Annotated in this window: 19 protein-coding genes; 11 read left to right on the top strand and 8 right to left on the bottom strand. The window is 71.4% G+C overall.

What is annotated here, in order from left to right:
• Positions 1–64 precede the first annotated feature (64 nt).
• From OG709_RS22300 to OG709_RS22315, 4 genes are all read left to right on the top strand, one after another.
• Complete coding sequence (locus OG709_RS22300; protein ID WP_250299480.1) at positions 65–919, top strand: bifunctional methylenetetrahydrofolate dehydrogenase/methenyltetrahydrofolate cyclohydrolase; 855 nt, start codon at positions 65–67, stop codon at positions 917–919.
• The gene (locus OG709_RS22305; RefSeq protein ID WP_329167586.1) at positions 909–1,763 is read left to right on the top strand and encodes a DUF3017 domain-containing protein; all 855 of its coding nucleotides are present in this window, start codon (positions 909–911) and stop codon (positions 1,761–1,763) included. The genes OG709_RS22300 and OG709_RS22305 overlap by 11 nt, the downstream gene beginning before the upstream one ends.
• A gap of 482 nt (positions 1,764–2,245) precedes the next feature.
• Positions 2,246–3,235 (top strand): malate dehydrogenase, encoded by a 990-nt coding sequence (locus OG709_RS22310; protein ID WP_266641266.1) that lies wholly within the window; start codon positions 2,246–2,248, stop codon positions 3,233–3,235.
• A 142-nt stretch (positions 3,236–3,377) separates the two neighbouring features.
• Complete coding sequence (locus tag OG709_RS22315) at positions 3,378–3,821, top strand: DUF3592 domain-containing protein (protein ID WP_329167587.1); 444 nt, start codon at positions 3,378–3,380, stop codon at positions 3,819–3,821.
• 56 nt (positions 3,822–3,877) lie between these two features.
• On the opposite strand, the gene OG709_RS22320 is transcribed toward OG709_RS22315, so the two are convergent.
• Both OG709_RS22320 and OG709_RS22325 read right to left on the bottom strand, forming a co-directional pair.
• Positions 3,878–4,603, bottom strand: coding sequence for an isocitrate lyase/PEP mutase family protein (locus tag OG709_RS22320; RefSeq protein WP_329167588.1), 726 nt, complete (start codon positions 4,601–4,603; stop codon positions 3,878–3,880).
• 11 nt (positions 4,604–4,614) lie between these two features.
• Positions 4,615–5,142 (bottom strand): carboxymuconolactone decarboxylase family protein, encoded by a 528-nt coding sequence (locus tag OG709_RS22325; RefSeq protein WP_266641261.1) that lies wholly within the window; start codon positions 5,140–5,142, stop codon positions 4,615–4,617.
• A 47-nt stretch (positions 5,143–5,189) separates the two neighbouring features.
• On the opposite strand from OG709_RS22325, the gene pdxR reads away from it, so the two are divergent.
• Positions 5,190–6,581, top strand: a complete 1,392-nt coding sequence (gene pdxR, locus OG709_RS22330) for a MocR-like pyridoxine biosynthesis transcription factor PdxR (RefSeq protein WP_266641259.1) — start codon at positions 5,190–5,192, stop codon at positions 6,579–6,581.
• Between the two features lie 79 nt (positions 6,582–6,660).
• Here pdxR and OG709_RS22335 read toward each other — a convergent pair whose 3' ends face one another.
• A complete protein-coding gene (locus OG709_RS22335; RefSeq protein ID WP_250299579.1) occupies positions 6,661–7,503 on the bottom strand; it encodes a hypothetical protein in 843 nt (280 codons plus the stop codon).
• 277 nt (positions 7,504–7,780) lie between these two features.
• Here OG709_RS22335 and OG709_RS22340 point away from each other — a divergent pair, with 277 nt between their 5' ends.
• Together OG709_RS22340 and OG709_RS22345 are read left to right on the top strand one after the other, a co-directional pair.
• On the top strand, positions 7,781–8,053 hold the full coding sequence (locus OG709_RS22340; protein WP_250299487.1) for a hypothetical protein: 273 nt from the start codon (positions 7,781–7,783) through the stop codon (positions 8,051–8,053).
• Positions 8,054–8,074: 21 nt separating this feature from the next.
• Positions 8,075–9,271 carry a glutathionylspermidine synthase family protein gene (locus OG709_RS22345; RefSeq protein WP_250299488.1) on the top strand — a complete coding sequence of 399 codons (1,197 nt, stop codon included), beginning with the start codon at positions 8,075–8,077 and terminating at the stop codon, positions 9,269–9,271.
• A 115-nt stretch (positions 9,272–9,386) separates the two neighbouring features.
• Here the strand turns inward: OG709_RS22345 and rocD are convergent, their stop codons facing one another.
• The 3 genes from rocD to OG709_RS22360 all read right to left on the bottom strand — a co-directional run bounded on the left by rocD (position 9,387) and on the right by OG709_RS22360 (position 11,761).
• The gene (gene rocD, locus OG709_RS22350) at positions 9,387–10,592 is read right to left on the bottom strand and encodes an ornithine--oxo-acid transaminase (protein ID WP_250299489.1); all 1,206 of its coding nucleotides are present in this window, start codon (positions 10,590–10,592) and stop codon (positions 9,387–9,389) included.
• A 109-nt stretch (positions 10,593–10,701) separates the two neighbouring features.
• The gene (locus tag OG709_RS22355) at positions 10,702–11,073 is read right to left on the bottom strand and encodes a hypothetical protein (protein ID WP_329167589.1); all 372 of its coding nucleotides are present in this window, start codon (positions 11,071–11,073) and stop codon (positions 10,702–10,704) included.
• Positions 11,066–11,761 (bottom strand): RNA polymerase sigma factor, encoded by a 696-nt coding sequence (locus OG709_RS22360; RefSeq protein ID WP_250299491.1) that lies wholly within the window; start codon positions 11,759–11,761, stop codon positions 11,066–11,068. Before OG709_RS22360 ends, OG709_RS22355 begins: the two co-directional genes overlap by 8 nt.
• 46 nt (positions 11,762–11,807) lie before the next feature.
• Between OG709_RS22360 and trpS the strand changes: the two genes are divergently transcribed.
• A complete protein-coding gene (gene trpS / locus OG709_RS22365; RefSeq protein WP_250299492.1) occupies positions 11,808–12,821 on the top strand; it encodes a tryptophan--tRNA ligase in 1,014 nt (337 codons plus the stop codon).
• 124 nt (positions 12,822–12,945) lie between these two features.
• Positions 12,946–13,527, top strand: a complete 582-nt coding sequence (locus OG709_RS22370; protein WP_250299493.1) for a 2'-5' RNA ligase family protein — start codon at positions 12,946–12,948, stop codon at positions 13,525–13,527.
• A 30-nt stretch (positions 13,528–13,557) separates the two neighbouring features.
• Here OG709_RS22370 and OG709_RS22375 read toward each other — a convergent pair whose 3' ends face one another.
• A complete protein-coding gene (locus tag OG709_RS22375; protein WP_250299494.1) occupies positions 13,558–14,313 on the bottom strand; it encodes a decaprenylphospho-beta-D-erythro-pentofuranosid-2-ulose 2-reductase in 756 nt (251 codons plus the stop codon).
• Between the two features lie 148 nt (positions 14,314–14,461).
• The gene (locus OG709_RS22380) at positions 14,462–15,814 is read right to left on the bottom strand and encodes an FAD-binding oxidoreductase (protein WP_326694173.1); all 1,353 of its coding nucleotides are present in this window, start codon (positions 15,812–15,814) and stop codon (positions 14,462–14,464) included.
• 189 nt (positions 15,815–16,003) lie between these two features.
• On the opposite strand from OG709_RS22380, the gene OG709_RS22385 reads away from it, so the two are divergent.
• Positions 16,004–16,483: a phosphatase PAP2 family protein gene (locus tag OG709_RS22385; protein WP_250299580.1), complete on the top strand. Its 480-nt coding sequence runs from the start codon at positions 16,004–16,006 to the stop codon at positions 16,481–16,483.
• Entirely contained in the window at positions 16,476–17,468 is a 993-nt protein-coding gene (locus OG709_RS22390; protein WP_329167590.1) for a decaprenyl-phosphate phosphoribosyltransferase, read from the top strand. The genes OG709_RS22385 and OG709_RS22390 overlap by 8 nt, the downstream gene beginning before the upstream one ends.

Genomic DNA, 17,468 nt, shown 5'->3' on the forward strand with positions numbered 1-17,468 from the left:
CATTCCGTATGTGTTGTGCAAGTGCAACTTGGGCGATCATGGCGCCCCTGCAAGAATGGCTCATATGACAGCCCAGATTCTCGATGGCAAGGCCACCGCAGCCGCGATCAAGTCCGATCTGACCGCCCGCGTGGCGGCCCTCAAGGAGAAGGGGATCACCCCCGGTCTCGGCACACTGCTGGTCGGTGACGATCCGGGCAGCCGCTGGTACGTCAACGGCAAGCACCGTGACTGCGCCGAGGTAGGCATGGGGTCGATCCAGCGTGAACTCCCCGACACCGCAACGCAGGAAGAGATCGAGGCGGTCGTCCGGGAGCTCAACGAGAACCCCGAATGCACCGGCTACATCGTGCAGTTGCCGCTCCCCAAGGGCATCGACACCAACCGCGTCCTGAGCCTGATGGACCCGGAGAAGGACGCCGACGGGCTGCACCCGACCAGCCTCGGCAAGCTCGTACTGAACGAGACGGGCCCGCTGCCCTGCACCCCGTACGGCATCATCCAGCTGCTCCGCCACCACGGGGTGGAGATCAACGGGGCGCATGTCGTGGTCGTCGGGCGCGGCATCACGGTCGGCCGCTCCATCCCGCTGCTGCTGACCCGTAAGTCCGAGAACGCGACAGTGACCCAGTGCCACACCGGCACCCGTGATCTGCCCGCGCTGCTCAAGCAGGCCGACATCATCGTCGCCGCCGCCGGTGTCCCGCACATCATCAACCCCGAGGACGTCAAGGCGGGCGCGGCCGTTCTCGACGTCGGCGTCAGCCGGGACGAGAACGGCAAGATCGTCGGCGATGTGCACCCCGGTGTCGCCGACGTGGCCGCGTGGATCTCCCCGAACCCGGGCGGCGTGGGCCCGATGACCCGTGCTCAGCTGCTCGTGAACGTCGTGGAGGCGGCGGAGCGCAGTGTCGGCTGACGCGGTGGAGCGTACGGGGCCCGAGGAGCCGGGCGGGTCCGCCGGGCTCCCGGGGTTCGCCAAGCGCTCGGGGGCCGACGGCCGTTCGGGTTCTGCGAGCCGTTCGGGATCCGGGAGTCGTACGGGATCCGACGGGGGCGCCGCGCCGGAGGCGGCGGGCGGTCCCGAGGGGCCCCGCAGGTCCGAGACGCCGGACGGTGCCGAGGAACCCGGAAAGCCGGAAGCCCCGGCGGAGTCCGAGGCGCCTGCCGAGTCGGAGGGGGCCGAGGAACCCGGAAAGCCGGAAGCCCCGGCGGAGTCCGAGGCGCCTGCCGAGTCGGAGGGGGCTGCGGAGCCGGAAGAGGCTGCGGAGTCGGAGGAGACGGCGGAGTCCGGGGCGTCCGGCGAGGTCCGAGCCGAGGACGAGCCCGAGGGGGAGGACGCGGTCAGCGCTCCGGGTCCCGACGGGGAGCCCGTGCGCTCGACCCGGCGCTTCCCCTCGGTGACGCGCGACACCGCCCGCCCCGAGGGCGGCGGCCGGGCGGCCCCCGGCGACGCCCCCGCGCCCGCCCGGCAGTGGCCGCTGCTCACCGTGCTCGGCGCGGTCGCCGCGGGACTGCTGCTGGTCGCCTTCGACGTGACCCGGGTGGGGCTGTTGCTCGTCGGCGTCGCACTGATGGCGGGCGCGGCGATGCGCTGGTGGGTACGGGCGGTCGGGATGCTCGCGGTGCGTTCGCGGTTCACGGACACGGTGACGTACGGCGTACTGGGCCTCGTGATCACGCTGCTCGCGCTGATGGTGCAGCCCCAGCCGTGGCTGGAACTGCCGTTCCTGGAGGATCTGGTCCACTTCACGGTGCGCTGACGAGTTCACGGTGGGCTGACGAGGGCCGTGTGCCGACGGGAGGCGGGGGCTGACGGCCCGACAGTTCCCGTCGGCAGAGCAGTTTCCGGCGGCGGACCCGGCAGTTCCCGGTTGGCGGAAAAGAAAAAACGTTGAGGGGGAATGCCCCGCGATTCACGGGGCAAGCGAGTGTTATCCCCCCACGGGTGCTTGCACCCGGCGGTGGCCGTCCGCGCCTCACCCCCCCTGGGCGCGGGCGGCCACCGTCGTTGCAGGGGGCGGACCTCAGGAGTGCGTACGGGCCAACACGGTTCCGTACGCCGGGGCGTGCGCGGGTCCGTGTGCGGCGTGCCACACGGGGGCGGGAGTCGGTCGGCCGCAGGGTCGGATAGCCTGACGTCGGAAGTCTCTTCACATCAAGATTCAGTTCGCGGTGTGAGCCTCCGAGATTTCCCGCACCAGGGGCAGGGACCCCCACCGCCAGCTGTCTTACGGAGAACGCCATGACCCGCACTCCTGTGAATGTCACCGTCACCGGCGCGGCCGGCCAGATCGGCTACGCGCTGCTCTTCCGCATCGCCTCGGGCCACCTGCTCGGCTCGGACGTGCCGGTCAAGCTGCGTCTCCTGGAGATCCCGCAGGGGCTGAAGGCCGCTGAGGGCACCGCGATGGAGCTCGACGACTGCGCCTTCCCGCTGCTCCAGGGCATCGAGATCACGGACGACCCGAACGTCGCTTTCGCCGGTGCCAACGTGGCCCTGCTCGTCGGCGCCCGCCCGCGTACGAAGGGCATGGAGCGCGGTGACCTGCTCGCGGCCAACGGCGGCATCTTCGGCCCGCAGGGCAAGGCCATCAACGACAACGCCGCGGACGACATCAAGGTCCTCGTCGTCGGCAACCCGGCCAACACCAACGCGCTCATCGCGCAGGCCTCGGCCCCGGACGTACCGGCCGAGCGCTTCACCGCGATGACCCGTCTCGACCACAACCGCGCGATCTCGCAGCTCTCGCAGAAGACGGGCGTCCCGGTCTCCGAGATCCGCCGTCTCACCATCTGGGGCAACCACTCGGCCACCCAGTACCCGGACATCTTCCACGCCGAGGTCGCGGGCAAGAACGCCGCCGAGACCGTCAACGACGAGCAGTGGCTGGCCGACACCTTCATCCCGACCGTCGCCAAGCGCGGTGCGGCGATCATCGAGGCGCGCGGCGCCTCCTCGGCCGCCTCGGCCGCGAACGCCGCCATCGACCACGTGCACACCTGGGTCAACGGCACGGCGGACGGCGACTGGACCTCGATGGGTATCCCGTCGGACGGCTCCTACGGTGTTCCCGAGGGCCTCATCTCGTCCTTCCCGGTCACCACCGAGGGCGGCACGTACAAGATCGTCCAGGGCCTGGAGATCAACGACTTCTCCCGCGCGCGTATCGACGCCTCGGTGAAGGAACTCTCCGAGGAGCGCGACGCGGTGCGCGAGCTCGGCCTGATCTGAGCCGTACGGCGAGGACCGTCCGGACAGTTCGGACGGTTCGGTGCCCCGGCACGCGGCGACCTCTCCGTCCCGTGCGACGCCCCCCGCAACCAATGGATTGCGGGGGGCGTCTGCGTGGGCAGAACCGACACGGGGGTCGAACATGTCCGATGCGTTGTTCTACGTGGTGCCGGCGCTGATCGCCGTCGGCGCCGTCTGCATAGCGCTCCAGGCCGTCCGCGCGCGGCTGAGGATGCGGGCGGCCTGGCGCAGCGGTCTCACGGCGCGGGCGACCTGCCTGCGGACCTACACGACGACCAGGTACGACAAGGACTCCGGCAGGTCCACGACCCGGCACCACGCGTACGAGTTCACGCCGCCCGGTGGGCGGCCCGTGTCCTTTGAGGAGCAGCACGGGCCCAGCACGAGGATCGGCGGCGACATCGTGACCGTCTACTACGTCGCGGACCGGCCCGAGCACGCCACCACGCTGCCGCCGGCCACCGGTTGGAAGCGCACGATGGAGACGGCCGCCACCGTCGTGCTCTGTTCGGTGGTGGTGGCGTTCTGCGCGTTCTTCGTAGGGAAGGGCCCTCTCTCGTGGTGAAGGGGCCCCTCTCGTGGTGAAGAGCCCCTCTCGTGGTGAAGGGCCCCGATGCCCGGCTACCGGGTGCCGCCGGAGAGCTGTCCGGCCATGTCACGTACCGCGGCCAGCGCCCGGTGGTGCAGTCCGGGCCCGAAGGTGACGCGGGTGGCGCCGAGTTCGCCGAGTTCCCGCGGTGACGGCCCGTCCGGTACGCAGAGCGCGTTGAGCGGAGCCCCGATCCCGGCCGCCAGTTCGGGGAGTTGGCCGGGCGGCGCCGCGATCGGGTAGACGCAGTCGGCGCCCGCCGCGAGGTACTGACGGGCGCGGACGACGGTCCGCGCCGGATCGCGCACCCCGCGGAGATATGTGTCCACGCGGGCGTTGACGAACAGCGCGCCGCCCGCCGCCCCCCGCACCTCCGCGAGCCGGTCGGCCTGCTCACCGGCGTCGCGCAGGACGCCGTCCGTGGAGTCCTCCAGGTTGCAGCCGACAGCGCCGGTGTCGGCGAGCCGGGCCACCAGCTCCTTCGGCGGCAGGCCGTAGCCGTCCTCGATGTCCGCCGACACGAGGACGCCGAAACTCTCGACGGCCCGGACGATACGGGCGATCGCGGCGAACATCTCCTCGGCCGGGGTCTGCCCGTCCGCGTATCCGAGCGAGGCCGCCACCCCGGCGCTCGGAGTGGCGAGCGCCGGGAAGCCGGCTTCCGCGAAGACCCGGGCGCTCGCGGCATCCCAGGGGCCCGGGAGCACCAGCGGGTCGGCGGGGGAGCGGCCCAGATGCAGGCTGCGGAAGTCGGTCATCAGCGGGCCCATCAGTGGCGGTGGGCGGTGGAGCCGGGGGTGTAGTGACCCGGGACCATGCGGGCGGTGACGGAGATGCGGTTCCAGGCGTTGATCACGGTGATCGCCGCGATCAGCTGGGCGAGTTCGGTCTCGTCGAACTGTTCGGCGGCGTGTGCGTACACCTCGTCGGGCACGAAGCCGTCGGTGAGCACCGTGATGGCCTCGGTCAGCTCGATCGCCGCGATCTCCTTCGCGGTGTAGAAGTGCTTCGACTCCTCCCAGCCGCTGAGCTGCACGATCCGCTCGACCGACTCGCCCGCTGCCAGGGCGTCCTTGGTGTGCATGTCGAGGCAGAAGGCGCAGTGGTTGATCTGCGAGGCGCGGATCTTGACCAGTTCGAGAATGGCCGGGTCCACGCCCCGACGGGCCGCCACGTCCAGCTGGATCATGGCCTTGTAGACCTCGGGGGCGAGCTTGGCCATGTGGAGCCGGGGGGTGTGCTCGGGCAGGAAGCCCGTGCTCTCGTCGGTCGTCCGGGGTGTCTCGTTCGTCGTCATGGAGACGACGCTACGTGGTGTGTGGCGCAGGGGTATGGTCCATTTCCATGACGGATTCCTGGGCCACTTTCGGTGTGGACCTGCACCTGGAGCTGACCGGTACCGGGCTGCGGGTGGGGCTCACGGACGCGCTGCGCAAGGCCGTGCGCACGGGGCGGCTGACGCCGGGGACCCGGCTGCCGTCCTCGCGCACCCTCGCCACCGACCTGGGAATCGCCCGGAACACGGTGGCCGACGCCTACGCCGAACTGGTGGCGGAAGGCTGGCTGACCGCGCGGCAGGGCTCGGGGACCCGGGTGGCAGCCCGGTCCGTACCGCGTGCGGCGGCCCCGCCCGTCACCGTACGGCCGCCGCAGCCGCGGCGCCCCGCGTACAGCCTGCTGCCCGGCTCGCCCGACCTCGCGTCCTTCCCGCGCGCCGAGTGGCTCAGGGCCGCACGGAAGGCGCTGACCGCCGCTCCCCACGAAGCGTTCGGATACGGGGACCCGCGTGGGCGGCCCGAGCTGCGGACCGTGCTGGCCGACTATCTGGCACGGGCCCGCGGGGTGTACGCCGACCCGGACCGGATCGTCGTCTGCTCGGGGTTCGCACACGGTTTGATGCTGATGGGGAAGGTGCTGCGGGGGAGACGGGTGCGGGAGGTGGCGGTCGAGTCGTACGGGCTGGACCTGCACCGGAACCTGCTCACCGACGCGGGGCTGCGCACCCCCGCTCTCCCTCTGGACGCACTCGGCTCGCAGACCGGTGCGCTGCGGCGCGAAGGTGCGGTGCTGCTGACGGCGGCGCACCAGTTCCCGTTGGGGGTGCCGCTCCACCCCGACCGGCGGTCGGCCGCCGTCGACTGGGCGCGGACCACGGGCGGGCTGATCCTGGAGGACGACTACGACGGGGAGTTCCGCTACGACCGGCAGCCGGTCGGTGCGCTCCAGGGACTCGATCCCGAACGGGTCGTCTACCTCGGCACCGCCAGCAAATCCATCGCCCCCGGGCTGCGGATCGGCTGGCTGGTGCTGCCCGGGAGCCTGGTGGCGGATGTCGTCACGGCGAAGGGGCACTCCGACTGGATGACGAGTGCGCTGGAGCAGCTGACGCTCGCCGAGTTCATCGCCTCCGGGGCGTACGACCGGCATGTCCGCGCGATGCGGCTGCGCTACCGGCGGCGCCGCGACCAGCTGGTGGCGGCGCTCGCCGAACGCGCGCCGGACATCCGGGTCACCGGGATCGCTGCCGGGCTGCACGCCGTACTCGAACTGCCGCCGGGCACCGAACAGTCGGTGGTCCAGGCGGCGGCCTGGCAGGGGCTCGCGCTGGGGGGCCTCAGTCCGTTCCGGCACCCGGACGCGGGCGAGGGGCGCGACGGGCTGGTGGTCGGATACGGGACGCCACCGGACAGCGCGTGGACGGGGGCGCTGGACGCGCTGTGCCGGGTGCTCCCGTAGGGGCGCGTACGCCAACGGGGCTTCGTTGTGGGGGATTCGGGGTGTTCGGCGGGGAGTCGGACCAGGCCGTGCTCGCCGGTCAGACCTTGCTGTCCATCGCCTCGTTCGCCGGGGCCTCTGCCGGAGCCTCGCCGAACCGTGCCAGCGCAAGCGCCCCGGCCACCGCCACCGCGAACCCGGCAATCGCCAGCGGGGCCAGACCGTCCCTCGTACGGTCCCCGAGCCAGACCACGCCGATCAGGGCCGGGCCGATCGTCTCGCCGATGACCATGCCGGCCGTGGCCGTCGTCACCGATCCGCGTTGCAGGGCCGAGGTGAGCAGCAGGAAGGCCGAGCCGCCGCCGACGAGCAGTGCGTACAGCGCCGGGTTGGTGAAGTCGACGGAGTCGATGAGCCGGACCGCCACCTCGACCACGCCGAAGCCCACGCCCGCGCCGAGGCCGAGCACCAGGGCGCGGGCCTTGCCCTTGAGTCGGCCGGCGACCACGCCCACCAGCAGGACCGCGAGAGCGACTCCGAGCATGGCCCAGCGCAGGGCGTCCGATCCCGCGGTGCTGCCCTCCGAACCGGAGGCGAGGCCGAGCATCCCCAGTCCCGCGCAGACGACGCCCACCGCACCCCATTCGGTGCCGGTGAGCCGCACGCCGAGGACCCGGGCCGCCACCACCGCGGTGACCGCGAGACTCGCGGCGAGCGCGGCGCCGACCGCGTAGATCGGGATCGAACGCAGCGCGATGATCTGCAGCACGAAGCCCACGGCGTCGAAGCCGAGCCCCGCGATGTAGCGCCACTGGCGCAGGGCGCGCAACAGCAGCGCCGCGTCGACCCCCGAGCCGGTCCCGGGGGCGGAGGCACGGGCGGCGGCGGCCTGGAACACGGAGGCCGTACCGAAGCAGACCGCTGAACCGAGCGCGCAGAGCATTCCAAGGAGCACGTAAGGACTCTACGGGTGAGCACCGACCGGGGAGCGTCCCACCTGCTCACCGGGGACGGAGGCCGACATCTAGTCTGTACACCGTCAGACACGGGATACTTGCCGTACAGCTGTACGGCGTCTGTGGCGCCGGGTCTGTGGCACAGCGTCTGTGACGACCGGTGTTGTTGGCACGGCGTCCGTGATGACGGTGTCCGTGATGACGGTGTCTGTGACGACGATGTTTGTGATGACGGTGTCTGTGAAGAACGGGGGAGGACAACGCATGCGCAAGATGAGGTCGGGCGCCGTGGTGCTCGGGGGCATGGGGATGCTGGCGGCGACGCTCACCGCCTGCGGTTCCGATGTGGACCGGCGGTGTGTGGACCCGGTGACCTACAAGCAGCTGCCGAAGTACGAGTGCGGCAAGAGCAGCGGCCACGGCACGTACTACTACGGCGGCTCCTCGAAGAACGGCAAGGTTTCGGGCGGCAGTTTCAACAAGTCGTCGGTGCACCGGGGCGGTTTCGGCGGCGGCTTCCACTCCAGCGGCGGCTGACCCGGGGCCCGGACCGACACCATGAAGCGTCACGCCGTCCAACCCCGCCCCGGCTGGCAGCAGATCGTCGAGGAGCAGGGGCTGATCTATCCGCTCACCCGCTACCCGGACGACTCGCTGCGCCCGTACTGGGACGAGAGCGCCTACTACTCCTTCTCCCTCCCCGAGGTCGAGGCGCTGGAGGAGGTCGTCGAGGAACTGCACGCGATGTGCCTTGCCGCAGCCGCCCACATCGTCGCCCGCGACCGTTTGGCCGACCTGGGGATCACCGACCCCCGGCTGGCCCGGCTGGTTGCCGAATCCTGGCACCGGAGGGACGAACTGCCGTCCGTGTACGGGCGGTTCGATCTGCGGTACGACGGCGACGGCCCGGCCAAGATGCTGGAGTACAACGCGGACACGCCCACCTCCCTGGTGGAGGCGGCCAGCCCGCAGTGGTTCTGGATGGAGGACCGCTTTCCCGGCGCCGACCAGTGGAACTCGCTGCACGAGCGACTGGTCGCAGCCTGGCGGCGACAGGCCCCGCTGCTGCCGCCGGGACCGCTGCACTTCGCGCACTCCGACGCCGACGAACTCGGCGAGGACCTGATGACGGTCGCGTATCTGAGGGAGACCGCCCAGCAGGCGGGGATCGAGACCGAGGCGCTCTCCGTGGAGCAGATCGGCTGGGACCCGTTGTCCGGGCGGTTCGTCGACGAGCGGATGCGTTTCATCCGCAGCTGCTTCAAGCTCTACCCGTGGGAGTGGCTGACGACCGACAGCTTCGGTCCGCACGTCCTGGACACCCTCGACAACGGCGGGTCCACCGGCTCCACCTGCTGGATCGAACCCGCGTGGAAGATGCTGCTCTCCAACAAGGCGCTGCTCGCCGTGGTGTGGGAGCTGTACCCGGGACATCCGAATCTCCTGCCTTCCTATCTGGACGGCCCGCGCGAGCTCGCCCTGCCCACATCCAAGGGCTATGTCTCCAAGCCGCTCCTGGGCCGGGAGGGAGCGGGCGTCGTGCTCCACGAGGCCGGAGCGGGAACCGCCGCGGTCCTGCGGACCGACGAGGTCTGCTGCTACCAGGAGTTGGCCCCGCTGCCCGACTTCGACGGCAACCGTGTGGTGCTCGGTGCGTGGGTGGTCGAGGACGAGGCGGCGGGGCTCGGCATCCGGGAGTCCGTGGGGCCGGTGACGGACGAGTACGCCCGCTTCCTGCCCCACGTCATCCTTTGAATCCTCTGAGCGCCTCCTCCTCGCCCGGCCCCTGTCCTGCGCCTGGCCCCGCTTCGTCCGGCCCCTGCCCCGCGCCTGGCTCCGCCTCGCCCGGCCCAGGTCGGCCGCTGTGGTGTCAGCCGTTCAGGACGGTCCGCAGCTGGGCGAGGCCCCAGTCCAGATCCTCCTTGCTGATCACCAGGGGCGGGGCGATCCGGATCGTGGAGCCGTGGGTGTCCTTCACCAGCACCCCGAGATCCATGAGCCGCTCGGAGATCTCCCGGCCGGTGCCGAGCGAGGGCGCGATGTCCACCCCCGCCCAGAGACCCCGTCCGCGCACGGCCTCGACCGCGCCGCCGCTCACCAGCAGGCCCAGTTCGCGGTGGAGGTGGTCGCCCAACTCCGTGGCCCGTTGCTGGAATTCACCGGTGCGCAGCATCGCGATCACCTCCAGGGCGACGGCGCACGCCAGCGGATTCCCACCGAAGGTGGACCCGTGCTCGCCGGGGCGGTAGACGCCCAGCACCTCTGCCGACGACACCACGGCCGACACCGGCACCACCCCGCCGCCGAGCGCCTTGCCCAGGATGTACATGTCCGGCACGACACCCTCGTGCTCACAGGCGAAGGTCCGGCCCGTCCTGCCGAGTCCCGACTGGATCTCGTCCGCGATGAACAGCACGTTCCGGGCGCGGGTCAGTTCGCGTACGCCCGGCAGATATCCGGCCGGCGGCACCAGGACCCCGGCCTCGCCCTGGATCGGTTCGAGGAGAACGGCCACCGTGTTCTCGTCGACGGCCGCTTCCAGCGCGGCCAGGTCGCCGTACGGAACGATCTCGAAGCCCGGGGTGTACGGGCCGAAGTCCGCCCGCGCCTCGGGGTCCGTCGAGAAGCTGACGATCGTGGTCGTACGGCCGTGGAAGTTGTTCTCCGCGACGACGATCTTCGCTTGTCCGTCCGGTACGCCCTTGACCTTGTAACCCCACTTGCGGGCCGTCTTCACGGCGGTCTCGACCGCCTCCGCCCCGGTGTTCATCGGCAGCACCATCTCCATCCCGCACAACTCGGCGAGCTGGGTGGAGAAATCGGCGAACCGGTCGTGGTGGAAGGCCCGGGAGGTGAGCGTGACGCGCTCCAGCTGGGCCTTGGCCGCGTCGATCAGCCGGCGGTTGCCGTGGCCGAAGTTGAGCGCCGAGTATCCGGCGAGCATGTCGAGGAAGCGACGCCCTTCGACATCGGTCATCCACGCGCCGTCCGCAGAGGCGACGACGACGGGGAGCGGATGGTAGTTGTGCGCGCTGTGCGCCTCGGCGGACTCGATCGATGTTTCCGTAACTGACACCGGTTCTCCGTTCCTACAGCGTGCTGGGCGTACTGCCTTACGGCGTACGGGCCTTGGGGGCGCCAGTCCTGTGGCGGGCGGGCTGTCGTGCGCCTCTTCTTATCGTCGGTCACCGCGGGCGGGAAGAAACCTTGTCGTCCGGCGTGCCGGGGTCCGTCCGGCCCCGCGCAGGCGCATCGGCCTCCGGCACACGCACCGCGGGGGCGTATCGCACCTCGAACCCGCCGGGGGTGAACCGGTCCGCCACCCCGGCCCGTCGGCGCCCTCGCGCCCAGGCCCGTATGCGCGCGAAGCGGCCTGACGGCTCCGCCCGTACCGGAACGGGAATCGGCACCGCCTCCGCGATGATCCGTGCCAGCACCTGCTCGGCCATCGAGTCCCCGGCCGACCCCCAGCCGATGTCTGCGGCCTTCCCGGAGCCCAGCCCGCGCCCCAGCGCGCGCAGTTCACCGGGAAGGTGCCCGTCGTCCCCGTCACCCATGCTCGTCGCCTCCCTCGTCTGCTCTGCTTCTCCTGCTTCCGCCTCTTCTGCTTCCACGGTGTCCCTCGGCTCTCTCGCCGGCCGGGCTGCCGGGAGCGCCGTCCGGGAGGGGGAGCAGCTTGCCGAGCTTCTTCAGCGCCCGGTTCAGCCGCGACTTCACCGTGCCCCGTGGCCAGCCCAGCGCCTCCGCTGTCTCCGCCTCGTCCATGTCCAGCAGATAGCGGTACGTCACGGCCAGCCGCTGCTCGGTGCTCAGCCGGTCCAGCGCCGCGAGCAGCAGCCTCCGGCGTTCGCCCTCCAGAGCGGCCACCGCAGGGTCCGCCGATTCCGGTATCAGCGGCTCCGCCTCCGTCAGCGCCGCCGCGCGCCCCGCGGCGCACCGCAGCCGCACGGCGGAGCGCACGGTGTTCCTGGTCTCGTTCGCCACGATCCGCAGCAGCCACGGCCGGAACGACGCACCCGCCTTGAACCGGCCCAGCGCCTGGTACGCCTTGAAGAAGGCCGACTGCACCACGTCCTCGGCGTCCGCACCCGCACCGAAAGCCGCCGCCGCGCGCAACGCGATTCCCGTGTACGCACGCACCAGCTCCGCGTACGCCTGGGCGTCCCCCGCCCGTACGCGCGCGATCACATCAGCCTCGTCCGCAACAGCGGCGTGGCTCCCCTCCCGCGTTCTCACACCTTTCATACACCGCGCGGCGGAGATCGGTTCCGCACCTGAGAGAATGATGAACATGGCCTCTGATCGTCCCCGGGTGCTCTCCGGGATCCAGCCCACGTCAGGCTCGTTCCACCTCGGCAACTACCTCGGCGCGGTGCGCCAGTGGGTAGCCCTGCAGGAGTCGCACGACGCGTACTACATGGTGGTCGACCTGCATGCGATCACCGTCCCGCAGGACCCCGCGGAGCTGCGGGCCAACACCCGGCTCGCCGTCGCCCAGCTGCTGGCCTCGGGGATCGACCCGGAGCGCTGCACCCTCTTCGTGCAGAGCCATGTGCCCGAGCACGCCCAGCTCGGCTGGGTCATGAACTGCCTGGCCGGGTTCGGCGAGGCCTCGCGCATGACGCAGTTCAAGGACAAGTCGGCCAGGCAGGGCGCGGACCGCGCGACCGTCGGGCTCTTCACGTACCCGATCCTCCAGGTCGCCGACATCCTGCTCTACCAGGCCAACCAGGTCCCCGTCGGTGAGGACCAGCGCCAGCACATCGAGCTGACCCGCGACCTCGCCGAGCGCTTCAACACCCGGTTCGGCACGACCTTCACGATCCCGGAGCCGTACATCCTCAAGGAGACGGCGAAGATCTACGACCTCCAGGACCCGACCGCCAAGATGAGCAAGTCGGCGGCCTCGCCCAAGGGCCTGATCAGCCTGCTCGACGAGCCGAAGGTCTCCGCGAAGAAGGTCAGGAGCGCGGTCACCGACACCGACACGGTGATCCGTTACGACCTGGCGGCCAAGCCCGGTGTCTCGAACCTGCTGACGATCCACTCGACCCTCACCGGGACGAGCATCGCCGACCTGGAGCAGCAGTACGAGGGCAAGATGTACGGCGCGCTCAAGACCGATCTGTCCGAGATCGTCGCCGATTTCGTCACGCCTTTCCGGACCCGCACCCAGGAGTTCCTGGACGATCACGAGACGCTGGACGGCATCCTCGCCAAGGGTGCGGAGAAGGCCCGCACGGTCGCCGCGGAGACCCTGGCGCAGGCGTACGAGCGGCTGGGATTCCTGCCCGCGAAGCACTGACAGGCGCCGGCCCGAGCTTGTGACCTTGGACTCTGGTCAGAGCGAGGGCAGGCCCGCCACACTGCACATAGACGTCCGGCAGGTAGGCGGAACGTCCGGTGACCCGACAGCTGAGGAGATCGATGTGGGGACCGTAACGCTCGGCGTTTCGCTCGCGGTCCCGGAGCCGTACGGCAGCCTGCTCCAGGAGCAGCGCGCGGGCTTCGGGGACTCTGCCGCGCACGGCATCCCCACGCACGTCACCCTCCTCCCGCCCACCGAGGCCGATTCCGGTTCGCTGCCCGCGATCGAGGCGCACCTCTCCTCGGTCGCCGCCGCGAACCGGGCCTTTCCCATGCGGCTGTACGGGACGGGCACGTTCCGCCCGCTCTCGCCGGTCGTCTTCGTGCAGGTCGTGACGGGCGGATCGGCCTGCTCCTGGCTCCAGCAGCAGATCAGGGACGCGTCCGGGCCGCTGGTGCGCGAGCTCCAGTTCCCGTACCACCCGCATGTGACGGTCGCCCACGGCATCTCCGAAGAGGCGATGGACCAGGCGTACGAAGCGCTGTCGACGTTCGAGGCGATGTGGACCTGCGGATCCTTCGCCCTGTACGAGCAGGGGGCGGACGCGGTGTGGCGCAAGCTGCGGGAGTACGCGTTCGGAGGCGGCGGCGGTGTGCCCGGTCCCGCGGTGTACCGCGAGGCCCCGGCGTCGTCCCTGCCGTAAGGCCCTCCCGGTCCGCTGCCGCACCCTGTCCTACACCGGCAGCCGCCGGAACAGCGGCCTCGGCGCGTGGCGCATCGCGGACATGACGACGCGCAGCGTGCCCGGTACCCAGACCGTCTCGGAGCGGCGGCGCAGCCCCGTCTCGATGGCCGTCGCCACCGCCTCGGGTGTGGTGGCCAGCGGCGCCTCCGGCAGCCCCGCCGTCATCCTCGACCGTACGAAGCCGGGGCGGACGATCATCACGTGCACGCCCGTCCCGTACAGCGCGTCGCCCAGACCCTGGGCGAAGGCGTCCAGCCCGGCCTTGCTCGACCCGTAGATGAAGTTGGCGCGCCGGGCGCGTTCGCCCGCCACCGACGAGAGCACCACCAGGGAGCCGTGGCCCTGGCCCTGGAGGGCCTTCGCGCAGATCAGGCCCGCTGAGACCGCCCCGGTGTAGTTGGTCTGGGCGACCCGGACCGCCGACAGCGGGGAGCTCTCGTCGCTGGCCTGGTCGCCGAGGATCCCGAAGGCCAGCAGCACCATGTCGATGTCGCCCTCCGCGAAGACCTTGCCCAGCGTCACCTCGTGGGAGGCGGGGTCCAGGGCGTCGAAGTCGGCGGTACGGACCTCCGCGCCCAGCGTGCGCAGGTGGGCGGCGGCAGCGTCGAGCGCGGGGGACGGGCGCCCGGCCAGCCAGACCGTACGGGTCCGGCGGGCCACCAGACGGCGGGCCGTGGCCAGCGCGATCTCGGACGTACCGCCGAGGATCAGCAGGGACTGCGGGGCACCGAATGCGTCTTTCACGGGTACGTCTCCTTGAGTCGTCGGCGGGGTCGTCGACGGGGTCGTCAGCGGGGTCGGTGGCGAGGTCGGTGGCGAGTTCGGTGGCGGGGCCGGTCGCAGGACCGGCGGGCAGGTCCGGGGGCGGTGTCCGGCAGCCCCCGTACCCGCCCTAGAGGCCGAGGCGGCGGGAGAGGTCCGAGGTGAAGACGGACCCCGGGTCGAGCTCGGCGCGCAGCGCGCGGAAGTCGTCCAGGCGCGGGTACATCGCCGCCAGGTGGTCCGGGCGCAGCCGGGAGTCCTTCGCCAGGTAGACCCGGCCGCCCGCGCCCACCACCTCCTCGTCCAGTTCGTCGAGGAAGGTGCCGAGTCCGGTCAGGTTCGCCGGGATGTCCAGGGCCAGGGTCCAGCCGGGCAGCGGGAACGAGAGCCAGCCGGGGTCCGCCTCGCCGAAGCGCTTCAGCACCGCCAGGAACGACGGGCAGCCGCGCGCGGAGATGCGCCGCACGATCCGGCGCAGGGTCTCCTCCTGCCCGTACCCGACGACGAACTGGTACTGGACGAAACCGCCCCGCCCGTAGATCCGGTTCCAGTGCGGGACCCCGTCCAACGGGTGGAAGAAGGTGGTCAGCCGCTGGATCTCCCCCCGCCGGAGCCGGGGCGCCCGGCGGTACCAGAGCTCGTTGAAGATCCCGACCGAGGTGCGGCCGAGCAGCCCGTCGGGGAGGAAGGACGGCGGCGCGGGGAGCCTCCCCGGGCGGAAGGACAGCGGTGCGCGGCCGGCGCGGGCGGGGAGCGCGTCGAGTGGGGCGTGCTCCCCTCGGGTCAGTACCGAGCGCCCCGTCGACGCCCCCCGGGCGAGCAGGTCGATCCAGGCCACCGAGTAGCGGTAGTGGTGGTCGGTGGCCGTCAGCCGGGCCATCAGGTCGTCGAGGTCCGTCGCGCGCTCGGTGTCCACCGACATCGACGACGTCTCCACCGGCAGGAGCTGGACCGTCGCCGAGAGGATGACGCCGGTCAGCCCCAGCCCGCCGGCCGTCGCGTCGAAGAGCGCGGCTCCGGGCGCCGTGGTGTGCACCGTGCCGTCCGCGGTCAGCAGGTCGAGCGACCGGACGTGGCGGGAGAACGCCCCCGACACGTGGTGGTTCTTGCCGTGGATGTCCGCGCCGATCGCGCCGCCCACCGTGACGTACCGGGTGCCCGGCGTCACGGGGACGAACCAGCCCAGCGGCAGCAGTACCTCCATCAGCCGGTGCAGGCTCACCCCCGCGTCGCACACCACGACCCCGGTGTCCGCGTCGATGGAGCGGATCCGGTCGAGGCCGGTCATGTCGAGCACCGCGCCGCCCGCGTTCTGCGCGGCGTCCCCGTACGCACGGCCCAGGCCGCGGGCGATCGAGCCGCGGGCGCCGCACCCGCGCACCGCTGCCGCCGCCTCTTCGTACGTGCGCGGGCGGACCAGCAGCGAAGTCGTCGGGGCGGTGCGGCCCCAGCCCGACACGGACGTGGTGGTTTCGGCAGACATGGAGTAGACCGTATCGCCCATATACACGGGGAAATGGGTGATTGGAGTGGTGTCAATCAGTTTGGACGCGATGATCGAGATATGTCACATAAGAGTGTTCTTCCGGTCTGCCGTCGGCCGGGAGGCTCCCGGCCGGCCAGGGGTGGCGGTATACGGCCCGCCGAGGCCGAACGTCGGCTCCTCTCGGCGATGCGCGACTGCGGCGCGTGTCCGCCGGTGGGCGCCGTGGCCCGGACCCTGTCCCGCAGCGGTGAGCACGGCGTGCTGTGGCTCGCCGCCGGGCTCACCGGCGCGCTCACCGACCGGGAACGGCGCGGCGCCTGGCTGCGCGCCACCGCCCTGATAGGCACGGCCCACCTCGCGAGCATGGGTCTGAAGCGGGTGGTACGCCGCCCGCGCCCCGGTCTCGGCGACCGGCAGCCCCTCGTACGGACCGCGGGCCACCACTCCTTCCCCAGCTCGCACGCGGCCTCCGCAGCCGCGGCGGCCGTCGCCCTCGGCGCGCTGCGCCCCGTGGGCCGCCGCCTCATACCCCCGCTCGCCGCCGCGATGTGCGTGTCCCGGCTGGTCGTCGGGGTCCACTATCCGACCGATGTCGCCGCGGGCGCCCTCCTCGGTGGGCTCACCGCCGGGCTCGGCGACCGGTGGATGCGAGGCACCCATGTCTGAAGTCTCCGAAGTGCCCGGCGTACCGGCGGTGTCCGGGGTTCCGGAACCGGCCCTGCTCGTCCAGGAACCGCCACGCCCCCCGCCGTCCCTGACCGGAGGCGGGGCCGCGGGCCTGGCGCTGGGGCTGCTCAGGACCGCCCGCCCCCGTCAGTGGATCAAGAACGTCCTGGTCGTCACCGCCCCCGTCGCGGCCGGTCAGCTGGTGTCGCGCCAGACCGCCGGTCAACTCGCCGTCGTCTTCGTCCTGTTCACGGCCGCCGCCTCCGCCGTCTATCTCGTCAACGACGCCCGGGACGCCGAGGCCGACCGCGCGCACCCCGTCAAGTGCCACCGCCCGGTGGCCGCGGGAGAAGTCCCCGTCCCCGTCGCGTACGCCGCTGGAGCCCTGCTCGCCGTACTGACGACCGCGGGCGCCGTCGTGTTCTGCAACGACATGACCGCCGCGCTGCTCTCCGCGTACATCGCCATGCAACTCGCCTACTGCGTCAGCCTGAAGCACATCCTGGTCGTCGACCTGGTCGTCGTCACGACCGGCTTCCTGATGCGGGCGATGATCGGCGGAGTGGCCCTCGACATCCCGCTCTCGCGCTGGTTCCTGATCACCGCCGGGTTCGGCGCGCTCTTCATGGTCGCGGCCAAGCGCTACTCCGAGTCCGTCCAGATGGAGGGGGGTGCGGCGACCCGGGCACTGCTCTCCGAGTACACCACCGGATACCTGCGCTTCGTCTGGCAGCTGGCGGCCGGGGTCGCGGTCCTCGCGTACTGCCTCTGGGCGATGGAGAGCGGCGGCCCGCCCGACAGCGGACTGCTGCCGTGGCGTCAGCTGTCGATGGTCCCGTTCATCCTCTTCATCCTGCGGTACGCCGTCTTCGCCGACCGCGGCACCGCGGGCGCCCCGGAGGACGTGATCCTGCGGGACAGGGCGCTGACCGTCATCGGCGCCGGATGGATCGTCGTGTACGTGCTCGCGATCGCCGACCTGTAG

Source organism: Streptomyces sp. NBC_01267 (assembly GCF_036241575.1).
Classification (GTDB): Bacteria; Actinomycetota; Actinomycetes; order Streptomycetales; family Streptomycetaceae; genus Streptomyces.

Coding starts and splice junctions, on each gene's coding strand:
- OG709_RS22300 (WP_250299480.1), top strand. CDS start 65: ATGACAGCCCAGATTCTCGATGGCAAGGCCACCGCAGCCGCGATCAAG.
- OG709_RS22380 (WP_326694173.1), bottom strand. CDS start 15,814: ATGTCTGCCGAAACCACCACGTCCGTGTCGGGCTGGGGCCGCACCGCC.
- OG709_RS22360 (WP_250299491.1), bottom strand. CDS start 11,761: ATGAAAGGTGTGAGAACGCGGGAGGGGAGCCACGCCGCTGTTGCGGAC.
- OG709_RS22335 (WP_250299579.1), bottom strand. CDS start 7,503: ATGCTCTGCGCGCTCGGTTCAGCGGTCTGCTTCGGTACGGCCTCCGTG.
- OG709_RS22390 (WP_329167590.1), top strand. CDS start 16,476: ATGTCTGAAGTCTCCGAAGTGCCCGGCGTACCGGCGGTGTCCGGGGTT.
- OG709_RS22325 (WP_266641261.1), bottom strand. CDS start 5,142: ATGACGACGAACGAGACACCCCGGACGACCGACGAGAGCACGGGCTTC.
- OG709_RS22340 (WP_250299487.1), top strand. CDS start 7,781: ATGCGCAAGATGAGGTCGGGCGCCGTGGTGCTCGGGGGCATGGGGATG.
- OG709_RS22345 (WP_250299488.1), top strand. CDS start 8,075: ATGAAGCGTCACGCCGTCCAACCCCGCCCCGGCTGGCAGCAGATCGTC.
- OG709_RS22315 (WP_329167587.1), top strand. CDS start 3,378: ATGTCCGATGCGTTGTTCTACGTGGTGCCGGCGCTGATCGCCGTCGGC.
- pdxR (WP_266641259.1), top strand. CDS start 5,190: ATGACGGATTCCTGGGCCACTTTCGGTGTGGACCTGCACCTGGAGCTG.
- OG709_RS22385 (WP_250299580.1), top strand. CDS start 16,004: ATGCGCGACTGCGGCGCGTGTCCGCCGGTGGGCGCCGTGGCCCGGACC.
- OG709_RS22310 (WP_266641266.1), top strand. CDS start 2,246: ATGACCCGCACTCCTGTGAATGTCACCGTCACCGGCGCGGCCGGCCAG.
- OG709_RS22320 (WP_329167588.1), bottom strand. CDS start 4,603: ATGACCGACTTCCGCAGCCTGCATCTGGGCCGCTCCCCCGCCGACCCG.
- OG709_RS22355 (WP_329167589.1), bottom strand. CDS start 11,073: ATGGGTGACGGGGACGACGGGCACCTTCCCGGTGAACTGCGCGCGCTG.
- trpS (WP_250299492.1), top strand. CDS start 11,808: ATGGCCTCTGATCGTCCCCGGGTGCTCTCCGGGATCCAGCCCACGTCA.